This window comes from Amphritea balenae, from assembly GCF_003858655.1.
GTDB classification, from domain to species: Bacteria; Pseudomonadota; Gammaproteobacteria; order Pseudomonadales; family Balneatricaceae; genus Amphritea; species Amphritea balenae.
Genome location: NZ_RQXV01000007.1, coordinates 150,677 through 169,285, shown reverse-complemented (window position 1 = coordinate 169,285; position 18,609 = coordinate 150,677). Strand labels below are relative to the sequence as shown.

Here is an 18,609-nt window from a genome sequence, read left to right as displayed (position 1 = left end):
CTATTTATACTCCGTAGCGCTGATGGCTCTTTATTGTCCGTCACGCTGATGGCTCCTTATAGCCCGTTACGCTGTCGCATCTTTTCAAAGCGCTGCGCATCAAAGCCTGCCATCTGCTCATCACCCACAGTGATCAGGGGTACACCACGACCACCTAATTCACGAAAGTCATTCATGGCTGATTTGTTCTTTGTTACATCCCGGCGATTATAGCGAACTCCATTCTGGCTCATATAGCGCTCGGCTTTTTTGCAGTAACCGCAGGTAGGTGTGACATACATAGTGATCTCACCGCTACCGGCAAAGGCTTCACCGGTCAGACTTTCACTCACTTCCGTTACAGAAGGTATGGCTGCATTAATGGCATCATCAACAGAGCGAATATCACCACTGATCACCCCTTGTAATACATTTTCTGCTTTGTCTTTCAGAAGACTATTCAAATCGAAGCCATAGGCTGAAAAAGAGAGTGAGAGGCTCAGCAATACGGCCAGAAATGGTCGTTTCATATAAACATCCTTGTTTTACTAAGTTTTAATTAATCCAGATCGGGTCCAGGGTATCCCGTGTGGTCAAACGGGTGCGGAAATGATCCCCCCTGAACACCAGTTCAATCAGCAACTCTTTACCCTGTTGCAGCTGTTTACCCATCGGCGTTGCCAACACCTCCTGCATATCCAGTGTCTGGCTATAAGTTTTATCTGAAAGGGGTGCTCCGGTTACCGGATCGATCAGATACCAGCTTACAGGAATTGCAGAAGGCATAGCCTGATCCTTCAGGTTCAACACCCCCAACCAACGCACCGAAGATTTCTGCCCCTGATAACCGGGCTTTGCTTTATAGGGCAGGCGCAGCGGCCGGGGCCCTTCACCGGAACGGTTATTGATTACCGCAAGCAGGGTGATAACAACCGCATAATCACCCTCAACACTGACACCCAGCTGAGGTGAATAGAGTTCAGAGTTACAGCCTCCGAGAAAAAGCGTAAAGCATACTAATAAAAAGATCCTTCTCATTTAATACTCCTAATCATCAAGCACTTACTCAGACTGCTTCCAGCTATCCAGGTGACGCTTATAATGGGTAATAAAGGTTTCAATATCTCCCACATAATCCCCCTTGATTGATAACTTACTCTGCGTATCACCCATTACAATTACCTGATCACAGAGCACTTTACCTTTGATGCCTTCAGTACATGAAGCGACCCAGGAATCCTGGAGATCCATTGAGCTCTCAGGTGCAACTTTAAAATAGTTCCAGAACATCGGATACGAAGCTTTAGCGCCGACCTTATACAGACCACTACCCTTGTGCCACTCAATAATCTTATCGTTATAAAGCCCACCACCAAACCATGCGTTATAGGCACTTAAATTAACCTGATATTGGGCGGTAAAATCATCTACATCAGATAGCAGCACAACAGCTGAATATTCTGTTGCGTTCTGAATACCCAGATCTTGATACGGGATCTTTAAGGATACGCCTGAAACAGTTCCTGATGGCAGTTTACCAGCTAAGAACATAACAGGAATTTTATAGCTGTGCTGCCCAATCCTTACTTTAACGGCCTCGTCACTAAGGCCGTTTAAAGAATACAAACAACTCAACAGGATAACAGGATAACAGGATAACAGGCCCAATATATCTACACATTGATTTCAAACTATACAGCCCAACTATCTAATAACTCCTTATATGCAGATACTATTCTATCAATATTACCTATATGGGATTCCGGATATCTGATTTCGCTAGCAATTCCCAAATGACTAATTACTCTAAAACACTGGGTTTCAGATTTAGGTAAGGTATTACAATATCCTAGCCAAGGGATTGCAGCTGCATCATTACTCTCTTTACGAGAATTACGAAAGTTATGCCAGAACATCGGATATGCCGGTCTATATGCTATCTTAGTAATCTCGCCATCGTCTTTAACAACTGCATCAACATATATACCTTTACGGTTCCAGGCATTATAGGCATCAGCACTAACGCCATACTTTTCTATGGTCAAACTGGAAGGCTTAAGAATTACCGATAGTTTTCCTTGCGGATCCGCATCAAAACCCAGTTTCATTTTTGGAGCTTCTAAAACAACCTCATCCAAAGAATCAAAACCGTACTGACCAGATCTTTCAATTTCATTCTGAAACACCAAGAGCTCTTTAGGAATACCAAGCCTTTTCATCCCTACTATTACTTCAATATCTTGAGCATACGAGCAATGAACAACCGCAATATAAATCCACACAACATTCAAGAGAAACTTTATTTTAATAAACACGGTTACGGCCAGCACCATAGATCAAATGAGAGGTATTTTCCTCTTTATTCATATCATATTTACCCAAGCCTTTATCTTCTAAAAAACTTGAGCTTTCCGTCATATCTTCAAACAAACAGCCTCTTTACTATCAAGTTATATTGCAAAGAAAACATTATTCTTATCCGTACCATACAAATACCTGCGATCAACAATCCATCCAGATGGATCTTTGACAAATAGCTCACCGGAACCACAATCAACAATATTATATTGATGAATCATAAATACCTATTCAATACAAACACCCTCGACCAATTCCACATCCAGATAACAACAAAGCCTGAAAATTGAATATAGGTAACACAAAATAGGAACCATCAAAACTAAAAATACGACACCCACAATCACTTTATCAATAGTACTTCCCGATCATAGAGACATTTTATTTCAGTGCCTACCCCAAGCAGACGGATCATATAAAGACATCACCTAGCAACCTTATTTAAAAAACCTCTTCACAACAACCATAAACACAAAAATAGAAACCGAGTAAAGGAAAATCACTCCGATGGAAAGAGCTGAACGAAAAACACCTAATCCACTCACTCCTTGTTCCTCCTCAAAAAACAAACCGCTTACCCAAAAATTCCACAGTAATAAAAGCAGCGAGCAAGTAGAAAATGAGAAAACAGATAATATAAAAGCAGACCACTCTTTATTCAAAGCCCTACCAAAAGAGTACCACGCCAAAAGAACAACAACATAAACAAAAAAGTAAAAGAACATATTAAAAATTATCCTTATAAGTTTCTGACCAGATATAAGGTAAATAGTAGTAACCAGTTCCACCTAGAGCTTCCCAATTTCCACCAATCCCATCACCAAATCCTGCTGGCGCAAGTGGATCCCAAAAACCATCATTAGCAAAACCCACATAGGTAGTTGTGCAAGAACCTGACTTACAAACTGTTGAGAAATCAACTCTAGTTTTTCCTATATGATATATATCTTCTCTTAACTCAACACTTAGATTGTCATTAAGGTGTTTTGCTGTGCCGGATTTTAAAGCCTCTGACTGCCTCAGTACCAATTGATGGTTTAGCAACGCTTGCTTTGCTTGAGGGCCTAATTCCACTGATTCCCCATTTCCTTCAAAGTAATGATCTAATGCATCAGAGTTTGAATCTATCACTTTACTTGTATTGTTTGATCCTGCTGTTGAGACACTACCCCCAGATATCTTTATATCCAATCCATAATTCTCTGCTAACCATTTCTGATAGAGCTCTCTATAACCTGCTGACTCAGTTATTAATTCGCCCACTAGTGTCCTGTCACCATTACTATCCAAGCCTCGGCGCAGAAGGTTTGATTGACAGTCTTCAGGGGTAAATTCATCGATGCACATTGCTTCCATCAAACTAAGGTCAAACATCGACAGGCTTTCCTGATAGGTAATACTGCCAGAAGGCCCCTGCCATTCATCCACCTGATCAACACTGGTGCCATCAAGATATTTAAACTCCCGATCCCGCCAGAACAGGGTTGAGACACTATCATGCACTATCGGGCTGGTAACCTCATCCCACCCCTGGGAAGCCAGATAATCACGATCAACGCCGACCCCGGCGGAGCTGGCCTGATCGATCATCCACATCAATGCAACATCGGAGAGGTCCCCCTCGGCATAACCGCCTCCAATATCACTATGGGCACCAACAAAGCCAAGTTCCACCCGATTGCCCGAATTTTGTGTTGTTGGTGTTTGATGGATCGAAACCCCTTCAAAGGCATCACGGTCTTCATTGACCGCTACAGCATGAGCTGTATGACCGATTGCATCTGGAACAGCCAGAGCCAGATCAGTGAGGTCATTACCCTGTTTACCACCATAGTGAGGCACCGTATCCCATAGCCCCATAAAACGAATATTCAATCGTAGCGGAATCGGGCAGTAATTGATCTGATCACGGTAGCTCAGCTCTCCTCGCATAATACGCTGAACATTCTCTAATGATGCTTTCATTTCAGGCGTAAAAGTATCGTTATCTGTACCATCAACATAATTGGTAAAGGTAAGCTCTGTTGCACCATCAATAATATCCTGCACCACATTGGCAAAAACTCTGGCTGAAGCCGCACCACGACTGAAACCAACAATATCAATATCAAGGAAGCCACTGGCCTTCTGCTTCTCTTCCAGACCTTCAATATATCCAACAAGGCTGCCGGTCATAAAAGCAACACGCTCACCCAATGTACTTCCGGTGGCAGCATCATAGGTTCCACCATTAATACCACTGGTCGGATCATCTGTACCTACTCCGGTTATATAAAACCAGTTATTTCCATCATCATTAGGTACTTCGCCTGGATCTGCTACATAGCTGTCACGAAACTTCACCACATTACTGATAGTCGCACCCGGCTGGGCCGGATCGGAGTTACCGGTACCATCAAAGGCAAACAGCAACAAGCCCAGTGGATCGCTGGCATTGACCGGGTTACTCCGGACATAGGCGTAACGATTAATACCTGCTAATAACCCCATCGGGTCTGCGCTCAGATAACGACCGGTACGAGGGTTATAATCCCGCATGTAGTTGTAATGCAGGCCGGACTCAGCATCAAAATACTGGCCTGCCAGACGCAGATTCAACTCAAGTGATTCACCATCGGCATCCGCATCATTATTGATGTAGGCTTCACCAAAAGGTGCATACTCAGCACGCCAAACTGTTTTACCCCATTGATCAGAAACAGATGATACGGCCCCCTGATGATCTGTATGCAAAGAGTAAATCTCACTCTCTTTCATCATCAGTGATGGTTTGCCTTCCAGATAAATATAACGACGAATGTTACCCGCATTATTCTGCTCAGCGACCAGACGGCCATTTTCATAGAGATAGCGAAACTGCTGACTTTCTCCCTGATCGTTATAAACTGTTTTAGCGATCCGCTCGCCGTAATAGTTATAGCGATAGCGGGCAATCAACTGCAGTCCTGCATCGGTTTGTTTGTAAAGTTCTACTGGCCGTTGGTTACTATCGTAGCGATATACTTTGTCTCCCAACGCCATCACGGCACCCGTTCGGGTGTAACTATAGCGCTGTTGTTCTGGCTGGCTGTGGATTACTAGCTCCTTAATTACCCGTTGTTGCTCGGTGACCGGGCTTCCCTTAAGCTGCGCTGCCGCTATGCGGATATGGGATTCAAGCTGCAGCCGATTACCCTGCCCAGCCGGACTATAACTGAAACGTTGTAAGCTGATCTGCTTCTGGCTTCGGTGCTGTTTCAGAGTCCGGTTACCGGCACTGTCGTACGCATACAGGTAACGACCCATCGGCGTTTTGGCGGCGATCATTCGGCCATCCAGGCCATAATGATATCGACTCAGCTGACCATTTTTATCCTGTTGGAGGAGACGGCCACGGAAATCATACTGATACTGCCGTAGATCCGGACCATCCTGCTGTTGCAGTAGCTGGTTTTTACGATCAAAGGATAAGACCCGCTGCTCATCATTCAGATATCGGGTAGTACTGACTGCTCCTTTCAGCGTTTCATGCTGTTTAAACTGGGCCAGTGAATCATCCCATACCATGCCGCTACGGATGATCTGTTTCAAATCACCTTTTTGCGGCCCTTGCTGCCAGTAGCGATACTCCAGTGTCTGACCATCGGTCAGCTGTTTTGCTACCAGACGCCCCAGTTCATCATAGCGATAGCGGGTATGCCATTGTTGTTCACCATAACTCTGGCGATTACTGATAATCTGGCCTTCCCGGTTATAGCGATAGCGGTGTTGCTCATCCGGGGCATCAATAGCGGCTAGTTTTCCAGTTACCGCATCATAGTTTAAACGGGTAATCCCTTCCGGGGTTTCCAGCCGGATCAAACGGTTGGCTGCATCATACTGGTATTGCTGTAACTGCTGTTCACTGTTTAACAATGCTGTCAGGTTACCGGCGGCATCATAGCGGTAGCGCTGTTCTCCACTGTCTGAATTCAGGCGAGCCACTATGCGGCCAAAATCATCAGTCAGCTGATGATTAAGATTGCCACGGGCATCAATCACTTGTGTCAGTTGTTGCCGATTATCGTAAACAAAGCCGGTTCGCTGATGGTTATGTTCAATTCCATTGACCTGCCCGCGGGCATCATAGAAGAATAACGTGTCTGGCTTGTGGCGACTCTTTAGTTGTTGTAACTGTCCACTCTGATCATAGCTATATTGCACCAGCGGCTTTTGATGCTTATCCGTCAGCGCATTCAACCGTCCCTCGCTGTCATAAACCATGTTCACCAGTTTTATCAGCTCACCGGCAGGATTAAAACTACGTTGCTGAGTGATACGCCCGAGACTGTCATGATCGATTTCCTGGCGTTGTCCAGCAGTACCTATTTTAGCGCTCACCTCACCAGCCTCGTTATAACGCCACTGCGATGAACGGTTAAGCCCATTAACCTGGGTACGATTACCCGCTGCGTCATAGGTATAGCTGATCTGATGTCCCCCTTGCATCACCTTCAGCAGACGACCTCGGTTATCATAGCTATAAAGCACCGGAGCCTGTTGGCCGGTCTGTACTTTTACCGCCCGTCCCCAGCTATCGAAAGCCAACACTTTACGATCAATGCCATCCAGCCCGACAAAGCGGTTTAGCCGCCCTTTCGTGTCGTAATACAGCTGTATTCGATCATCAACATCATCTCGCGGGCCATCCAGGGCAATCAGACGCTGATCTTTATAGATAAGGTGAGTAGTACGACTAATCGACTGAAAACCGCCCTCTGGTAGTGGTGTAAAGCCCTGCTGGGTATAGCTGACTGGCTGTGACTCAGCGTTATACCTGATATCAGTAATCAACTGGCCTGCCGAATTAATACTGGGCGCTATGATCTGTACCGGATCAGCACCGTTGCCCGCATAGCGGTAGGTTGTTTTACTCAACAATTGATTATTGGCGCGGTATAGCATTTCAGAGATCTTTCGCCCCTGACGATCGTACTCATACTGCAATCGGTTACCGTTACTATAACGACGTACGCTTTGCTGGAACCCCGTGCTGTAATCAATTTCAAGATCAGCTAATTTACAATTGCCACACCCTTCTCCTAGTATCCCGGTCACCAGGGGCACACGTTGCCGAACGGCGGTTTGGTAGACAGTGATCCGGCCATCACTGCGGGTTACCCGGGTCTTGTTATCCGGCAGGTATTCCAGATTCAGTTTGCCGGAGCCATTGGCGTGGCTGGTCATAATAGCCCGGTCTTGTTTATCGTAAGCCCAGCTGGCAAAGCTAATGCCCCGTTCATCAATCAGGCCAGTTAGGTTATGCCGGTCGTAGGTATCTTCGTAGAGGTACTCACGGATGGATTCATCCTGATAACGGGCTGCTATCAGATTACCCCGATCATAGGCGTATTCAATGCGCTTATTGGCGGGATCCAACACCGCACGAATACGACTTTTCGCATCATAAAGCAGCCCTAAACGACGCCCTTGCTGATCTTCGACACGCAATAGCTGCCCCTCGCTATCATAGCTAAGACGCAAGGTTTCTGCGCCTTTACTGATACTGTCCAGCAGGGCTTCGTTAGTAAACCTGAACTCTCGTCCATCAAGGGGGCGCCAGTCAAACCCGGACCGATGAACCTTTAGAGTGCCGGCCGTCAAGCGCCGGGCATGATACAACCCGGATTCAGCACTATCTGGCTCAAAAATCAGTTCGGTGCCATCCGGCAATTTAATCAGATAGTTTTTCTGGCTCGGGATAATGTCGTACTGATAACTATGCCGCCACCCTGTTCCCACCGGCCCGCGTCGTTCAGACAGACTATTGTAGTGACGTACAAAGACCAGTCCCAGCTCACCATCCAGATGTGGAATATCCACCTCACGCTGGTATTTATTACCACTCACCACATTAATAGGATTACCTATCAACACTGGTGAGCTGTTAAAGGCGCCTGAACTGTCTGATCCTGAAGGATAGTTACAAGGGTCACCGCCACCTTCTCCACCGCCGGTATCACCGCCACCACCGGTTTCACCACCAGGATCGGGTTCGAAGGGTTCGCTACCACCCGAGCCTCCGCCAACCCCACCGGTTAGCTGCCCCAGCCAGTTGTACTCTGAGGCACCGGTGAAACCTTCATTCTGTTCAGTAATCGGAAACATCGAGCCCGCATCAGCAACCAACTGCTCTTTAGGGCCACCCTTTTTACGTTGCAAGCCTTGCAGATCCTTAATCGACAACATTGCATCGTTCAGTATCGCCGGACTCTGCATACGCAGCGCAGTCGTACTGGTAATAGGTAACATACCCCGGGCATAAAGCTGTTTTTCGAAGCTATCCGCCGGAATAAAATAATAACCAAACTTACTGATCAGGCTGCTAATAACCGGCATCCGCAGGGGCAGCCCCCAGGTCACTTCCACTTTAAGGAGGTTGGCATCCTGAATATTGATGGCACTGCGGTTTCCCAAAGTGGTCGGCTGTTTATGCAGGGCGTCATTGGGTAGGTAGGTTTTACCCGCATCTTTATAGCCAAAGTCGATAAATGCTTCACGAGTAGGATTGAGAATACGAACCCGGCTATCCGTTGCTAAAGTCTGCGATACTTTTTGCAGCACATTAGCCCACTTGCCTTTCTCAGGGGCGTAGTAAGGCAATAATCCCCTGGCCAGGCCATTATAGATGGAGGAGGTTGAAGCGTTATTAAAGGCACCGGAACGGGCAGCCATGGTAACAGCATGATCCGCTGTGGTTTTGGCCTCGTAGATACGAGCCCATTCCACAGCCCCCATCAGCAGCAGAGAGATCACCGGTAAAGCGATCAAAGATTCAACAGCGGCGACACCTGACTGCCGGGTAAATCCTGGTTTTCCATTCAAGGCATTATCATCCGTGATAGCCGCCCGAGGCGGTGACCTTTTTTTCAACAGGTTACAGAATAATAAACGTATTGTGAATATAATAAATTCTGTCTTGTATCGATCCAAGAACCTTGTTAATTAATAGCTATTCATCAGTAATACAGACTTTAACACCGGCACCATTCTCAAAAGTTAATGAAGCCTTTCTCCAATGTTGGCCTTCCTGCTCCATCAAATATTGGAACCTGGCTATTACATCAGTACATTCAAAATCACTTGTTAGTTCAAAGTATTGAGCTGGATGATCTCCAATCTTAAAATAGCTTTCACAACGTACAATCGGCTTACCATTTTTTTTATACACTTCAACATCGAGCAACAATTCTGACCAATCCTGAGGTAGAGCAATTACAAACTCTTTTCGAAGTACTTCAAGCAACCTAGGCATCTCGAAAATAGGGTCACCCCTTTCAGCTTCAGTACTTTTCCCAGATATTGGTTTTGTATTATTAGCTTCAGAATACGCCTCTTTCTCAGCCTGATCGATTAACCCATTAATCCCTTGCTCAGTAACATATCCACCCTGCTTTAGCTTTGTATAAAAGCTATCCAGAAACGTGGTTAATGACTGATCGTTGAGCTTACCTAACCAGACATCATACTCAGCAAAATCCCATTGATGACCGTATTTTGCATAACCGATAAGCTGTCGACCCGGCGTCTGAAACAGTGGTACAAAAAGGTCATATTGAAATTTTCGCGGGATATCGATTAACGCTTCCGGATCAGTTATCTGATTCTCGAGTGATTCCACCAAGGGTAAAAATCTATGTAAACCAAACACGCCATGAGAACTCTCTACTTCCCCATCGACAAGTGAATACAGTTGGTAGTAATCATTAGGAAGGCCGATTATTTTTGCCTTTTTAATCAATTCTGAATTAGCATTGACTGGCTGAAATAACTGGAAGATTTCGGGGTATGATTCTCTGATAAGATCCAGAACATGTTCCATTGACTATTCCTCTCTATAACTCACATTATTCCAACTGCGGCGGATCTGATGTTTCAGATGAGGGAGCTTGCCCGGCAGGGTGTAAGCTTGCATCACGATAAGCGGTTTACCCGGTTCGCTGCCGATAAAGAACTGCACATCTACCGGTTGGTTGCCGACCTTTCCCTGAAAGGTCGCCTGCTTACCCACCAGGGTGCCGTAGACTTTATCGGATGCGATTACAACACCACTACGGGACTGGTAGTTGTTTTGGGCACTTTTCAATGCTTGCTGAAATACCCCATCCAGTTCGGCATCAGTGACATTGAACGGCATCACCGCCCAACTCATCGCGGCCGGGGGATAGTAGTTGTCATGAGATTCAGCAACAAAAACTGACCGGCCACGGTGCTGTTCCAACCGGGTGGGCCAGTTGGGTTGCGCTTCGGTCCAGATTGTCAGTTGTAACGCTTCTACCTGGTTGATTGCCATGGCCCGACTGTCTTCACCGGCCCGGGCGCTACCGGCGATGCCTAATAGCCAGATCAGTACAATCGCCAGCAGGGAATACCAACGCTTTAATGCGGTAAGCGAAGGCTTAAACTTCAGTCGGCTAAACAACCAACAGATCAGCCAGACAATCAGCACCGAGGCAAATAAACGGCCCAGTAACGGACCGACCAGATAGGGGGTGATATCCATATCCAATCCTGTTACATCAGTTGTGCACGAATAGAGTAATCAGCTGGCAGCTGTAAAGCGGTATTCCCCTTACTATCCGTGAGCGCTTTATCTGCACCATTTTCTAGTAACATCCTGACTTTATGGAGATCACCCGTTTTTATCGCCAGGTGTAAAAGAGGGTCGCCATCAGAATCTCTAAGATTCGCACTCATCCCATGGGTCAAAAGCCATTCGAGAGTATCCTGGCGGATACTTTCCAGATTAATATAGCTCCCATCTAACTGACTCGTCAGATCTTGATCGTGAGTATAAAACTGTTCCAATCCTTCAATATCGTTCTTTTTGAAAGCATTGCTAATTGTGTATTTCTCAAGAAATGTATCAGGCCCGATTTTTTGCCCCATAAACTCTATCGGTAATACAGGCTTTTCATTTGGATCAAGTACTGACGAATTTGCTCCACTGTTTAACAGTACGCTGATTACATAATTCTGTAATGTGCCAACTGCAACATAAAGTGCAGAGATTCCTGCTTCATTACGCTGATTAATATCTTTAGTAAGCCTCAATACATCCCGAATAATTGTAACGTCTTTTCCTTTCACTGCTGCCATTAACAGAGTCGTACCGCCCTGATATTCAATATCTGTCCGTGCGCCTCGAGAAATCGCTTCAAAGTAAAGATCTCTATCACCACTTAAAGCTGCCGCCAATAAGCTAGTAACACCTTCCGCTGTTGCAGTATTCACATCCATTCCAAGTTCAAGATAAAAGGCAATGCGCTCGGTATTACCCTTATCAATGTTGGCCAGAAAATCTTCCTCAGAGATACCTATCCCATATTCGTCAATATCAACTAAGATCTCGGGGCCATAAGAGAAAAGCCGACACTGCGCTGTAACACCGGCTCTCTTACGGTCTTTGTTACATTCAGAAAGTGCTACATTCTCAGCAATGGTATTGGACAGTTCCTGACCTGAAAAACCGCAAGCATCCTTGCTGTAGGAGTCCCGAGCATAATAAAACGATTTATAATCTGAGCGTTTCAGAAACACTTTAAAAACTTTGTGGCATCCTCTTCCCAGAATTTTAAACGCTTCCTCGGCTAATAGTTCATTCTCGATATCTGCTGTATCTGTTTTTTCCAATGGCTCAGGATCGTCAAAAAAGAGATCTCTTGATCCGGTTATCATCTGCCCTTCCAAGATAACCTGGCAAGGACCATCAAGGCCTTTCTTGGCTTTCGTTTTGACGCAACGTGATAATGCCTGCTCATTGACAACTCCCTGACCAGCGCCATCATCAGCATAGCGACAAGCCACATTACCCTGGTCATCAATGGCATAAGTAAACGCTTTATAACCTTTTTCAATATTCAGATACGCCCTAAGCTTACGGCGGCAACTGCTATCTACAAACTCATCCAGCTCCTCTAGTGTAGATTTAACCATCGCCTTGCTGACGATATGAGTAGGGGGGTCGTTAGCCTGGATACCGAGGGAGATTAGCGGCATAAACAAGCCAATAAGAAGCGTTTTTATATTCATAGAAATCCTTTTCTAAACTCGTTGTCCTAAGTTAGTAATACTGATGACTCATACCAATAAAAATACTGTCCAAACTTAGTTATAGGTTAACTATTCCTGCGATCTATCCTGTTCAAGTTTTTTCTGGCGCAGTGCCTGGTCTTCTTCCAGACGTTCTCTGAACTGCTTAACCAGTTGGTTGATTTCAAGCTCCTGAAGGTACTTCCCATTGCCAACTAAGGCAAAGGTGGAGTAGTGGATGGTGGCAGTCATCAGTGCTGATGCCACCCGGAGCGGGTCATTATCCAGTCCCGCTAAAGCACTGTTACCTTGCTCAATAACTTGACACAAAAGCTTGAAATGGTTCTCTGATGTCTCCTCTGAATCACCTCGGTAGAAAGGTTGATCCATTTCGAGCAGTTCGGCTTCATACTGAGATCTGACCGTTTGCGGGGCAATATAGGCCATATAGTTATCGTCGCCGGTGCTGGGGCAATAGAGATCCCACCCCTGCGCCGATAGCCAGGTGCGAAAGGCATCCAGTACGTCAGGCACCGTGATAGCTTGTTCGGTATCAAACTCCGGCAAACCAGCGGTTCTGGCCGTTTGCTGAGTGTAGAACAGCGCGTTATCTGCATCTTTCCAGTCAACATGGAGCAGGACACAGCGTTTATAGTCACGGTTGAGTTCGATATCACCCTGGGCCTGACTAAGGCAGTAGAGGTACTCAGACCATTGCAGTGGGCGTTCAACCTCATACTGCGGATCTTCAATCACCCCAACCAGAGCATTACGCATCCCGATACGCAGACTTTCAGGCAGAGGAGAGCAGATCAGATTGGTGATTTTGCTGTAAGGCTGCATATCTTCCGGCCAGGGCTGTTCGACTGGAATTTCAGCGGGTGCTTCAGGCAGTTGTGGCACAGAGGAATCCAAAGACGGCAGCGTTACAGGCTCGCCCCGGTATTTAGCCACTTCGCGCATCAGATCACCAGGATAGTATTCATAATCGATAAACTCGCTATCATCGATATTCAGGGCCGCGACCACTGCTGCGGCAGGAAAGCACCAGTAGCCGTCAAAATTGGAATCAGGGTCTTCATGGCAACCCCAATTCATATATGGGTGGTAGCCTTTTTTGATCCTCTCTTCCCAGTTCTCCAGAAAGTCTTTAATCAGTGCTGGGCGTTGCTCCGGCTCAGCATCGAATACCTTATAGAGATGCTTAAACATCCGGGGATCTTCAATATGTTCTGCCAAATCTCGCTCTGGCTGGTAACGCTGTAACAAACGATCCACAAAACGATCAACACCGGCAGGTGTTCCTTCGGCAAATTGCCTTCGGTCCTGATCAGTTAAACCGTTTACGATGGAATAGAGCAGAAACAGGCTGACTTTTTGTTGGTCGTTTAAGTCTATTTTATCCCCACCCGTTAATTCAAAGTAATCGAGTTCCTGCTTCATCAAAAGCTGACGCTGTAAAGTTTTATTACAAATCTCTTTACCTTCTGTAGAAGGATGTCCAAGCAGATATGTATAAAGCAAAATATCAAGTGTACTAGTTACGCTAGACTGATATGAAAATAATCTAAGCTCTTCCCGATTATCGCATCTTGAAATTCTTTGCCTGATGAACGTTTCATCACACTTTTTTTCAGCATTCTTTGTGCAAAAATTAAAGTCTTCTAGGAAACGATGGTTAAAATCCGCCGTGATAAAAGAGTGTAATCGCATAATTAATCCAACAATCAAAACTGATACTCACTACCAACAGGAGCTCTTACCACTTCTGTTGTAGAACCATTTTTATCGGTAACTTACATTATTCCAGCTACGACGAATCTGATGCTTCAGATGAGGGAGCTTGTCCGGCAGGGTGTAAGCTTGCATCACGATCAGCGGTTTGCCCGGTTCGCTGCCGATAAAGAACCGCACATCTACCGGTTGGTTGCCGACCTTTCCCTGAAAGGTCGCCTGCCTACCCGCCAGGGTGCCGTAGACTTTATCGGATGCGGTTGCAACACCACTACGGGACTGGTAGTTGTTTTGGGCACTTTTCAATGCTTGCTGAAATACCCCATCCAGTTCGGCATCAGTGACATTGAACGGCATCACCGCCCAACTCATTGCTGCTGGGGGGTAGTAGTTGTCAGGAGATTCAGCAACAAAAACTGACCGGCCACGGTGCTGTTCCAGCCGGGTGGGCCAGTTGGGCTGCGCTTCGGTCCAGATTGTCAGTTGTAACGCTTCTACCTGGTTGATTGCCATGGCCCGACTGTCTTCACCGGCCCTGGCGCTACCGGCGATGCCTAATAGCCAGATCAGTACAACCGCCAGCAGGGAGTACCAGCGCTTTAGGGCCACGATTGAAGGCTTAAACTTCAGTCGGCTAAACAACCAGCAAATCAGCCAGACGATCAGCACCGAGGCAAATAAACGGCCCAGCAGATGGCCGATCAGGTAGGGGGTGATATCCATATCGATTTTCTATTCCTTTTAGTCACAAGCTAACTATTCACGGCTCAGTTCAATGCCCAACCGTTCTATCTCTGCTGCGACCTGTGAGGCTTGCGAGGCGGGTGTAATAAAGGCCATATAACTATCACTCCCGGTGTTCGGTTTGTGCAAACACCACCCCTGCCCGGCTAACCACGCTTCAAATGCATTAAACACCATCATCACCGTTTCAGCGGCATCACAATCAAATTCGGGTAAACCTGATGTGCGAGCGGTTTGCTGGGCAAAGAAGTAGGCACTTTCAGCATCTTTCCAATCGATGTGCAGTAGTACACAACGCTTATCGCTGTGATTAAGATCCAAAACGCCCTGAGCCTCGCTCAGACAGCACAGATAGTCATATGCGTCTAAAGGCCGCTCAAGTTCATATTCACCACCCTCAATCACTTCAACCAGAGCATTACGCATCCCGATACGCAGACTTTCAGGCAGAGGTGAGCAGATCAGATTGGTGATTTTGCTGTAAGGCAGCATATCTTCCGGCCAGGGCTGTTCCACCGGTACCTGAGTTGGAGCCTCGGGCAACAGTGACACAGAGGAATCCAAAGACGGCTGGGTTACAGGCTCGCCCCGGTATTTAGCCACTTCGCGCATCAGATCACCAGGATAGTATTCATAATCGATAAACTCGCTATCATCGATATTCAGGGCCGCGACCACCGCCGCGGCAGGAAAGCACCAGAAACCGGCAAAATTTGATTTGGGGTCTTCATGACGGCCCCATTTCATATAGGGGTGGTAGCCTTTTTTGATCCGCGCTTCCCAGTTCTCCAGAAAGTCTTTAATCAGTGCTGGGCGTTGCTCCGGCTCAGCATCGAATACCTTATAGAGATGCTTAAACATCCGGGAATCTTCGATATGTTCTGCCAACTCTCGCTCAGGCTGGTAGCGTTGCAATAACCGATCGACAAAGCGATCCACACCGGCAGGGGTGCCTTCAGCGAACTGCCTGCGATCCCGATCAGTTAAACCGTTTACGATGGAATAGAGCAGAAACAGGCTGACTTTTTGTTGGTCGTTCAGGTCAATCTCTTTACCTATTCCGAGGTGAAACTCTTTGAGCTCCTGCTGCATAAGAAGCTGTCGCTGCAGAACTAGATTACATATCTCTTTTCCTTCTACAATTGGATGACCAAGCAGATATTTATAAAGCAATATTTTTAATGTACTAGATACTCCCATATAGTATGAAAAGAGCCTTAGTTCTTGACGATTATCACAACGTATTATTGTTTTGTTAATCTCATCTTCATCAAAATCTTCTGCCGACGTTTCTTTCAAAAAGCTTACATTTTTCGTAAACTTTTCTGAAAAGTCCGATGTTACAAATGAATGAACTCTCATATAAACCAACCTATAAATTGAACTTATACTCATTACCAACTGGTGCTCTGATTACTTCTGATGTAGAGCCATCTTTATCTGTAATCTCATAGAATTGGGTTTTACCTGCTTTATTTGTGCCTGCATATAGGCGAACAACACTTCCATTATTTTTCTCTAGCCCACGCATAACTTCAGCAATTTCATCATCGTCCAACCCCGCTTCCCCCAGCCTTTTCGGATTCAGCCAGTCCTTGCTCATCTGCCGTCCCGTTTTGGTTTTACATAGCCTGCCGGGGGTACAGCTCTCTTTTACTGCAGAGCCTTTGGATTCCACAATATAGATAGTCCCCCCCTTTACTCGGTAGATACTATCTACCCCTTTAGAGCCCTTGTAGATATTATGTTCATGGACTAAACCACCTACAAATTTCCCGTACTCATCTTTGAAGGTTTCTTCACTTTCCAGTTTGCGCCAATTGACATTGTTCTCCCCCATGGCAACCAACCTCAGATCCTCTTCCAGAATCCGGTTTACCTTAGCCTCAGCAACCATACCCGTAACCGTGGTTACATTAAATACGTCCAACCGCACATCTTGTACACTGTCTATCCGGCCAGGCAGCGCACAAGCAGCAGAAGCATTATGCACCCATATCCCGCCGTTACCGACAAAATAACTGGGGGTTTCTGCAACACTGAAGTTATAGACCTGTAACGGTTGATCGATACGATCAACAAAAGCGATTCGCTGGTCACCATAGGCCGAGGCCAGCACATCATCCTGCTGTAACTGATGAACCTCAACCCAGCCTTTACCCTGCACCCAGACCGGATGTTCGGCAGTAATCAGTATGCTATCGGCTTCGGTCACCAACCGGTAGTGGTGGTCGGCTATCCGACCAAACACCTGAGTTACTTTACGCGGGTGATCACTGAAGGTGGTATCCGAGCGGGAGGCAACCAACTGGCCTTTGGCTATCTGTTCGATCCGGGTTTTACCCTTAGCCCCCCAGATCTCGGTACCGGCACCAAAACTGGCACAGCCCAATTCCACTTTGGTTTTCTTAACGGCTACTGCAATGTCAGAGTATTTGGTCAGTTTGGTCGCCAACTTGAGCATAAAGACCGGGTTGATGTATTCCCCGATAATCTTGCCTTTATCGTAGGGGCCACATTGGGCTACTTTTTGAAAGTCGTTATACAGATCTTCAAAGATCAGTTTAGCGGTGCCTTCCGGGTCATTAATAAAGGCTTTGCCCAGTTCATAAAGTCCTTTCGCAGTTTCAGCAGGGCTGGTAACCATGGTATAGATATCGGAAATCTGCGTGACGATGCCATCCCAGAAACCTCGCACAAAGTTATAGGCATCTTTTGATAACTTAACCAGATCGTTCCACATCTTTTCAAAGTAACCAGCATCATCATCAACCTCTGGCTCTTCTTCTACTGGTTCTTCGCAGTCAGGGCCTTTGTCCTCCTCCTTCTCTTCCTCCTCACTGCCCGGCTTTGTACCTTCAGGGTCAAGGTCGGTCTGGCCGTCATCATCACCATCACCACCGGCGGTGGAGGGCGGGGGGATATCTTGCAACCCTAGTTTTTCATGTAAGCCTTGGTAGCCATCACCCGGCGAGGAATCACCAAACATTGAACCGGCATCGGTAATCAGTCGCTCTTTGGGGCCTCCCTGCTTTCGGTCCAGCCCTTGCAGGTCGTTTACCCTAACCATGGCATTGTTACGAATCGCCGGGCTCTGCATGCGCAGGGCGGTGGTACTGGTGATTGGCATCATGCCGCGGCTATAGAGATCAACTTCTTTCGGTGTTTTTGCCACAAAATGCTCGCCGAACTGGGCGATCAGAGTACCGATAACCGGCATCCGCAGGGGCAGCCCCCAAGTCACCTCCACTTTAAGGAGGTTGGCATCCTGGATATTGATACCGCTGCGGTTGCCCAGGGTCGTCGGCAATTTATGCAGGGCATCGTTGGGCAGGTAAACTTTGCCGCCTTCCTGATAGCCAAAGTCAGTAAAAGCTTCACGGGTGGGATTAAGAATGCGTACCTGGGTATCCGTCGCTAAGCTGACAACGACTTTATTCAGGGCATTTTTCCACTGTCCTTTTGCCGGGGCGTAATAGGGCAATACACCTTTGGCAAAACCCTGTTGGATAGATTCAACCGTGGCGTTATTAAACGAACCACTGCGGGCCGCCATAGTGACCGCATGATCAACGGTGGTTTTGGCTTCGTAGATACGGGCCCATTCTACTGCGCCCATCAGTAGCAGGGTGATCACCGGTAAAGCGATCAAAGATTCAACAGCGGCGACACCGAGTTGGCGAACCCGGCCTTTAATACGATTTAAACCTTCCATGGTTTCCTATCTGTTCCTGCTTCAGGTTC

At 46.6% G+C, this 18,609-nt stretch carries 14 protein-coding genes; 1 reads left to right on the top strand and 13 read right to left on the bottom strand.

The features are described from left to right. Positions 1 to 56 precede the first annotated feature (56 nt). The 5 genes from EHS89_RS13490 to EHS89_RS21510 all read right to left on the bottom strand — a co-directional run bounded on the left by EHS89_RS13490 (position 57) and on the right by EHS89_RS21510 (position 2,409). Entirely contained in the window at positions 57 to 509 is a 453-nt protein-coding gene (locus EHS89_RS13490; RefSeq protein WP_124926679.1) for a glutaredoxin family protein, read from the bottom strand. A gap of 25 nt (positions 510 to 534) precedes the next feature. Beyond that, positions 535 to 1,017 (bottom strand): hypothetical protein, encoded by a 483-nt coding sequence (locus EHS89_RS13485; RefSeq protein ID WP_124926678.1) that lies wholly within the window; start codon positions 1,015 to 1,017, stop codon positions 535 to 537. A gap of 24 nt (positions 1,018 to 1,041) precedes the next feature. Further along, complete coding sequence (locus tag EHS89_RS13480) at positions 1,042 to 1,530, bottom strand: hypothetical protein (RefSeq protein WP_124926677.1); 489 nt, start codon at positions 1,528 to 1,530, stop codon at positions 1,042 to 1,044. 140 nt (positions 1,531 to 1,670) lie between these two features. Beyond that, on the bottom strand, positions 1,671 to 2,294 hold the full coding sequence (locus EHS89_RS13475; protein WP_124926676.1) for a hypothetical protein: 624 nt from the start codon (positions 2,292 to 2,294) through the stop codon (positions 1,671 to 1,673). Further along, the gene (locus EHS89_RS21510; RefSeq protein ID WP_268239391.1) at positions 2,284 to 2,409 is read right to left on the bottom strand and encodes a hypothetical protein; all 126 of its coding nucleotides are present in this window, start codon (positions 2,407 to 2,409) and stop codon (positions 2,284 to 2,286) included. The genes EHS89_RS13475 and EHS89_RS21510 overlap by 11 nt, the downstream gene beginning before the upstream one ends. A 435-nt stretch (positions 2,410 to 2,844) precedes the next feature. On the opposite strand from EHS89_RS21510, the gene EHS89_RS13470 reads away from it, so the two are divergent. Further along, the gene (locus EHS89_RS13470) at positions 2,845 to 3,042 is read left to right on the top strand and encodes a hypothetical protein (RefSeq protein ID WP_124926675.1); all 198 of its coding nucleotides are present in this window, start codon (positions 2,845 to 2,847) and stop codon (positions 3,040 to 3,042) included. A gap of 21 nt (positions 3,043 to 3,063) precedes the next feature. Here the strand turns inward: EHS89_RS13470 and EHS89_RS13465 are convergent, their stop codons facing one another. The 8 genes from EHS89_RS13465 to EHS89_RS13430 form a co-directional block, all read right to left on the bottom strand. Beyond that, a complete protein-coding gene (locus EHS89_RS13465) occupies positions 3,064 to 9,180 on the bottom strand; it encodes a phospholipase effector Tle1 domain-containing protein (RefSeq protein WP_170167505.1) in 6,117 nt (2,038 codons plus the stop codon). 127 nt (positions 9,181 to 9,307) lie between these two features. After that, positions 9,308 to 10,177, bottom strand: a complete 870-nt coding sequence (locus tag EHS89_RS13460; RefSeq protein WP_124926673.1) for a hypothetical protein — start codon at positions 10,175 to 10,177, stop codon at positions 9,308 to 9,310. 3 nt (positions 10,178 to 10,180) lie between these two features. Further along, positions 10,181 to 10,858, bottom strand: a complete 678-nt coding sequence (locus EHS89_RS13455) for a hypothetical protein (protein ID WP_124926672.1) — start codon at positions 10,856 to 10,858, stop codon at positions 10,181 to 10,183. Between the two features lie 11 nt (positions 10,859 to 10,869). After that, positions 10,870 to 12,387, bottom strand: coding sequence for an ankyrin repeat domain-containing protein (locus EHS89_RS13450; protein ID WP_124926671.1), 1,518 nt, complete (start codon positions 12,385 to 12,387; stop codon positions 10,870 to 10,872). Positions 12,388 to 12,477: 90 nt separating this feature from the next. Further along, the gene (locus EHS89_RS13445) at positions 12,478 to 13,830 is read right to left on the bottom strand and encodes a DUF6630 family protein (protein WP_170167504.1); all 1,353 of its coding nucleotides are present in this window, start codon (positions 13,828 to 13,830) and stop codon (positions 12,478 to 12,480) included. 342 nt (positions 13,831 to 14,172) lie between these two features. Then, the gene (locus tag EHS89_RS13440) at positions 14,173 to 14,844 is read right to left on the bottom strand and encodes a hypothetical protein (RefSeq protein WP_124926669.1); all 672 of its coding nucleotides are present in this window, start codon (positions 14,842 to 14,844) and stop codon (positions 14,173 to 14,175) included. Between the two features lie 33 nt (positions 14,845 to 14,877). Further along, positions 14,878 to 15,957 carry a DUF6630 family protein gene (locus tag EHS89_RS13435; RefSeq protein ID WP_170167503.1) on the bottom strand — a complete coding sequence of 360 codons (1,080 nt, stop codon included), beginning with the start codon at positions 15,955 to 15,957 and terminating at the stop codon, positions 14,878 to 14,880. Between the two features lie 280 nt (positions 15,958 to 16,237). Next, positions 16,238 to 18,580, bottom strand: a complete 2,343-nt coding sequence (locus EHS89_RS13430) for a polymorphic toxin-type HINT domain-containing protein (RefSeq protein WP_124926667.1) — start codon at positions 18,578 to 18,580, stop codon at positions 16,238 to 16,240. Between the last annotated feature and the right edge of the window lie 29 nt (positions 18,581 to 18,609).

What these genes read in the sequence shown, in the direction of transcription:
- EHS89_RS13490 (WP_124926679.1), bottom strand. Translation starts at nt 509, where the DNA reads ATGAAACGACCATTTCTGGCCGTATTGCTGAGCCTCTCACTCTCTTTT.
- EHS89_RS13485 (WP_124926678.1), bottom strand. Translation starts at nt 1,017, where the DNA reads ATGAGAAGGATCTTTTTATTAGTATGCTTTACGCTTTTTCTCGGAGGC.
- EHS89_RS13480 (WP_124926677.1), bottom strand. Translation starts at nt 1,530, where the DNA reads ATGTTCTTAGCTGGTAAACTGCCATCAGGAACTGTTTCAGGCGTATCC.
- EHS89_RS13470 (WP_124926675.1), top strand. Translation starts at nt 2,845, where the DNA reads ATGGAAAGAGCTGAACGAAAAACACCTAATCCACTCACTCCTTGTTCC.
- EHS89_RS13460 (WP_124926673.1), bottom strand. Translation starts at nt 10,177, where the DNA reads ATGGAACATGTTCTGGATCTTATCAGAGAATCATACCCCGAAATCTTC.
- EHS89_RS13455 (WP_124926672.1), bottom strand. Translation starts at nt 10,858, where the DNA reads ATGGATATCACCCCCTATCTGGTCGGTCCGTTACTGGGCCGTTTATTT.
- EHS89_RS13450 (WP_124926671.1), bottom strand. Translation starts at nt 12,387, where the DNA reads ATGAATATAAAAACGCTTCTTATTGGCTTGTTTATGCCGCTAATCTCC.
- EHS89_RS13445 (WP_170167504.1), bottom strand. Translation starts at nt 13,830, where the DNA reads ATGAAGCAGGAACTCGATTACTTTGAATTAACGGGTGGGGATAAAATA.
- EHS89_RS13440 (WP_124926669.1), bottom strand. Translation starts at nt 14,844, where the DNA reads ATGGATATCACCCCCTACCTGATCGGCCATCTGCTGGGCCGTTTATTT.
- EHS89_RS13435 (WP_170167503.1), bottom strand. Translation starts at nt 15,957, where the DNA reads ATGCAGCAGGAGCTCAAAGAGTTTCACCTCGGAATAGGTAAAGAGATT.
- EHS89_RS13430 (WP_124926667.1), bottom strand. Translation starts at nt 18,580, where the DNA reads ATGGAAGGTTTAAATCGTATTAAAGGCCGGGTTCGCCAACTCGGTGTC.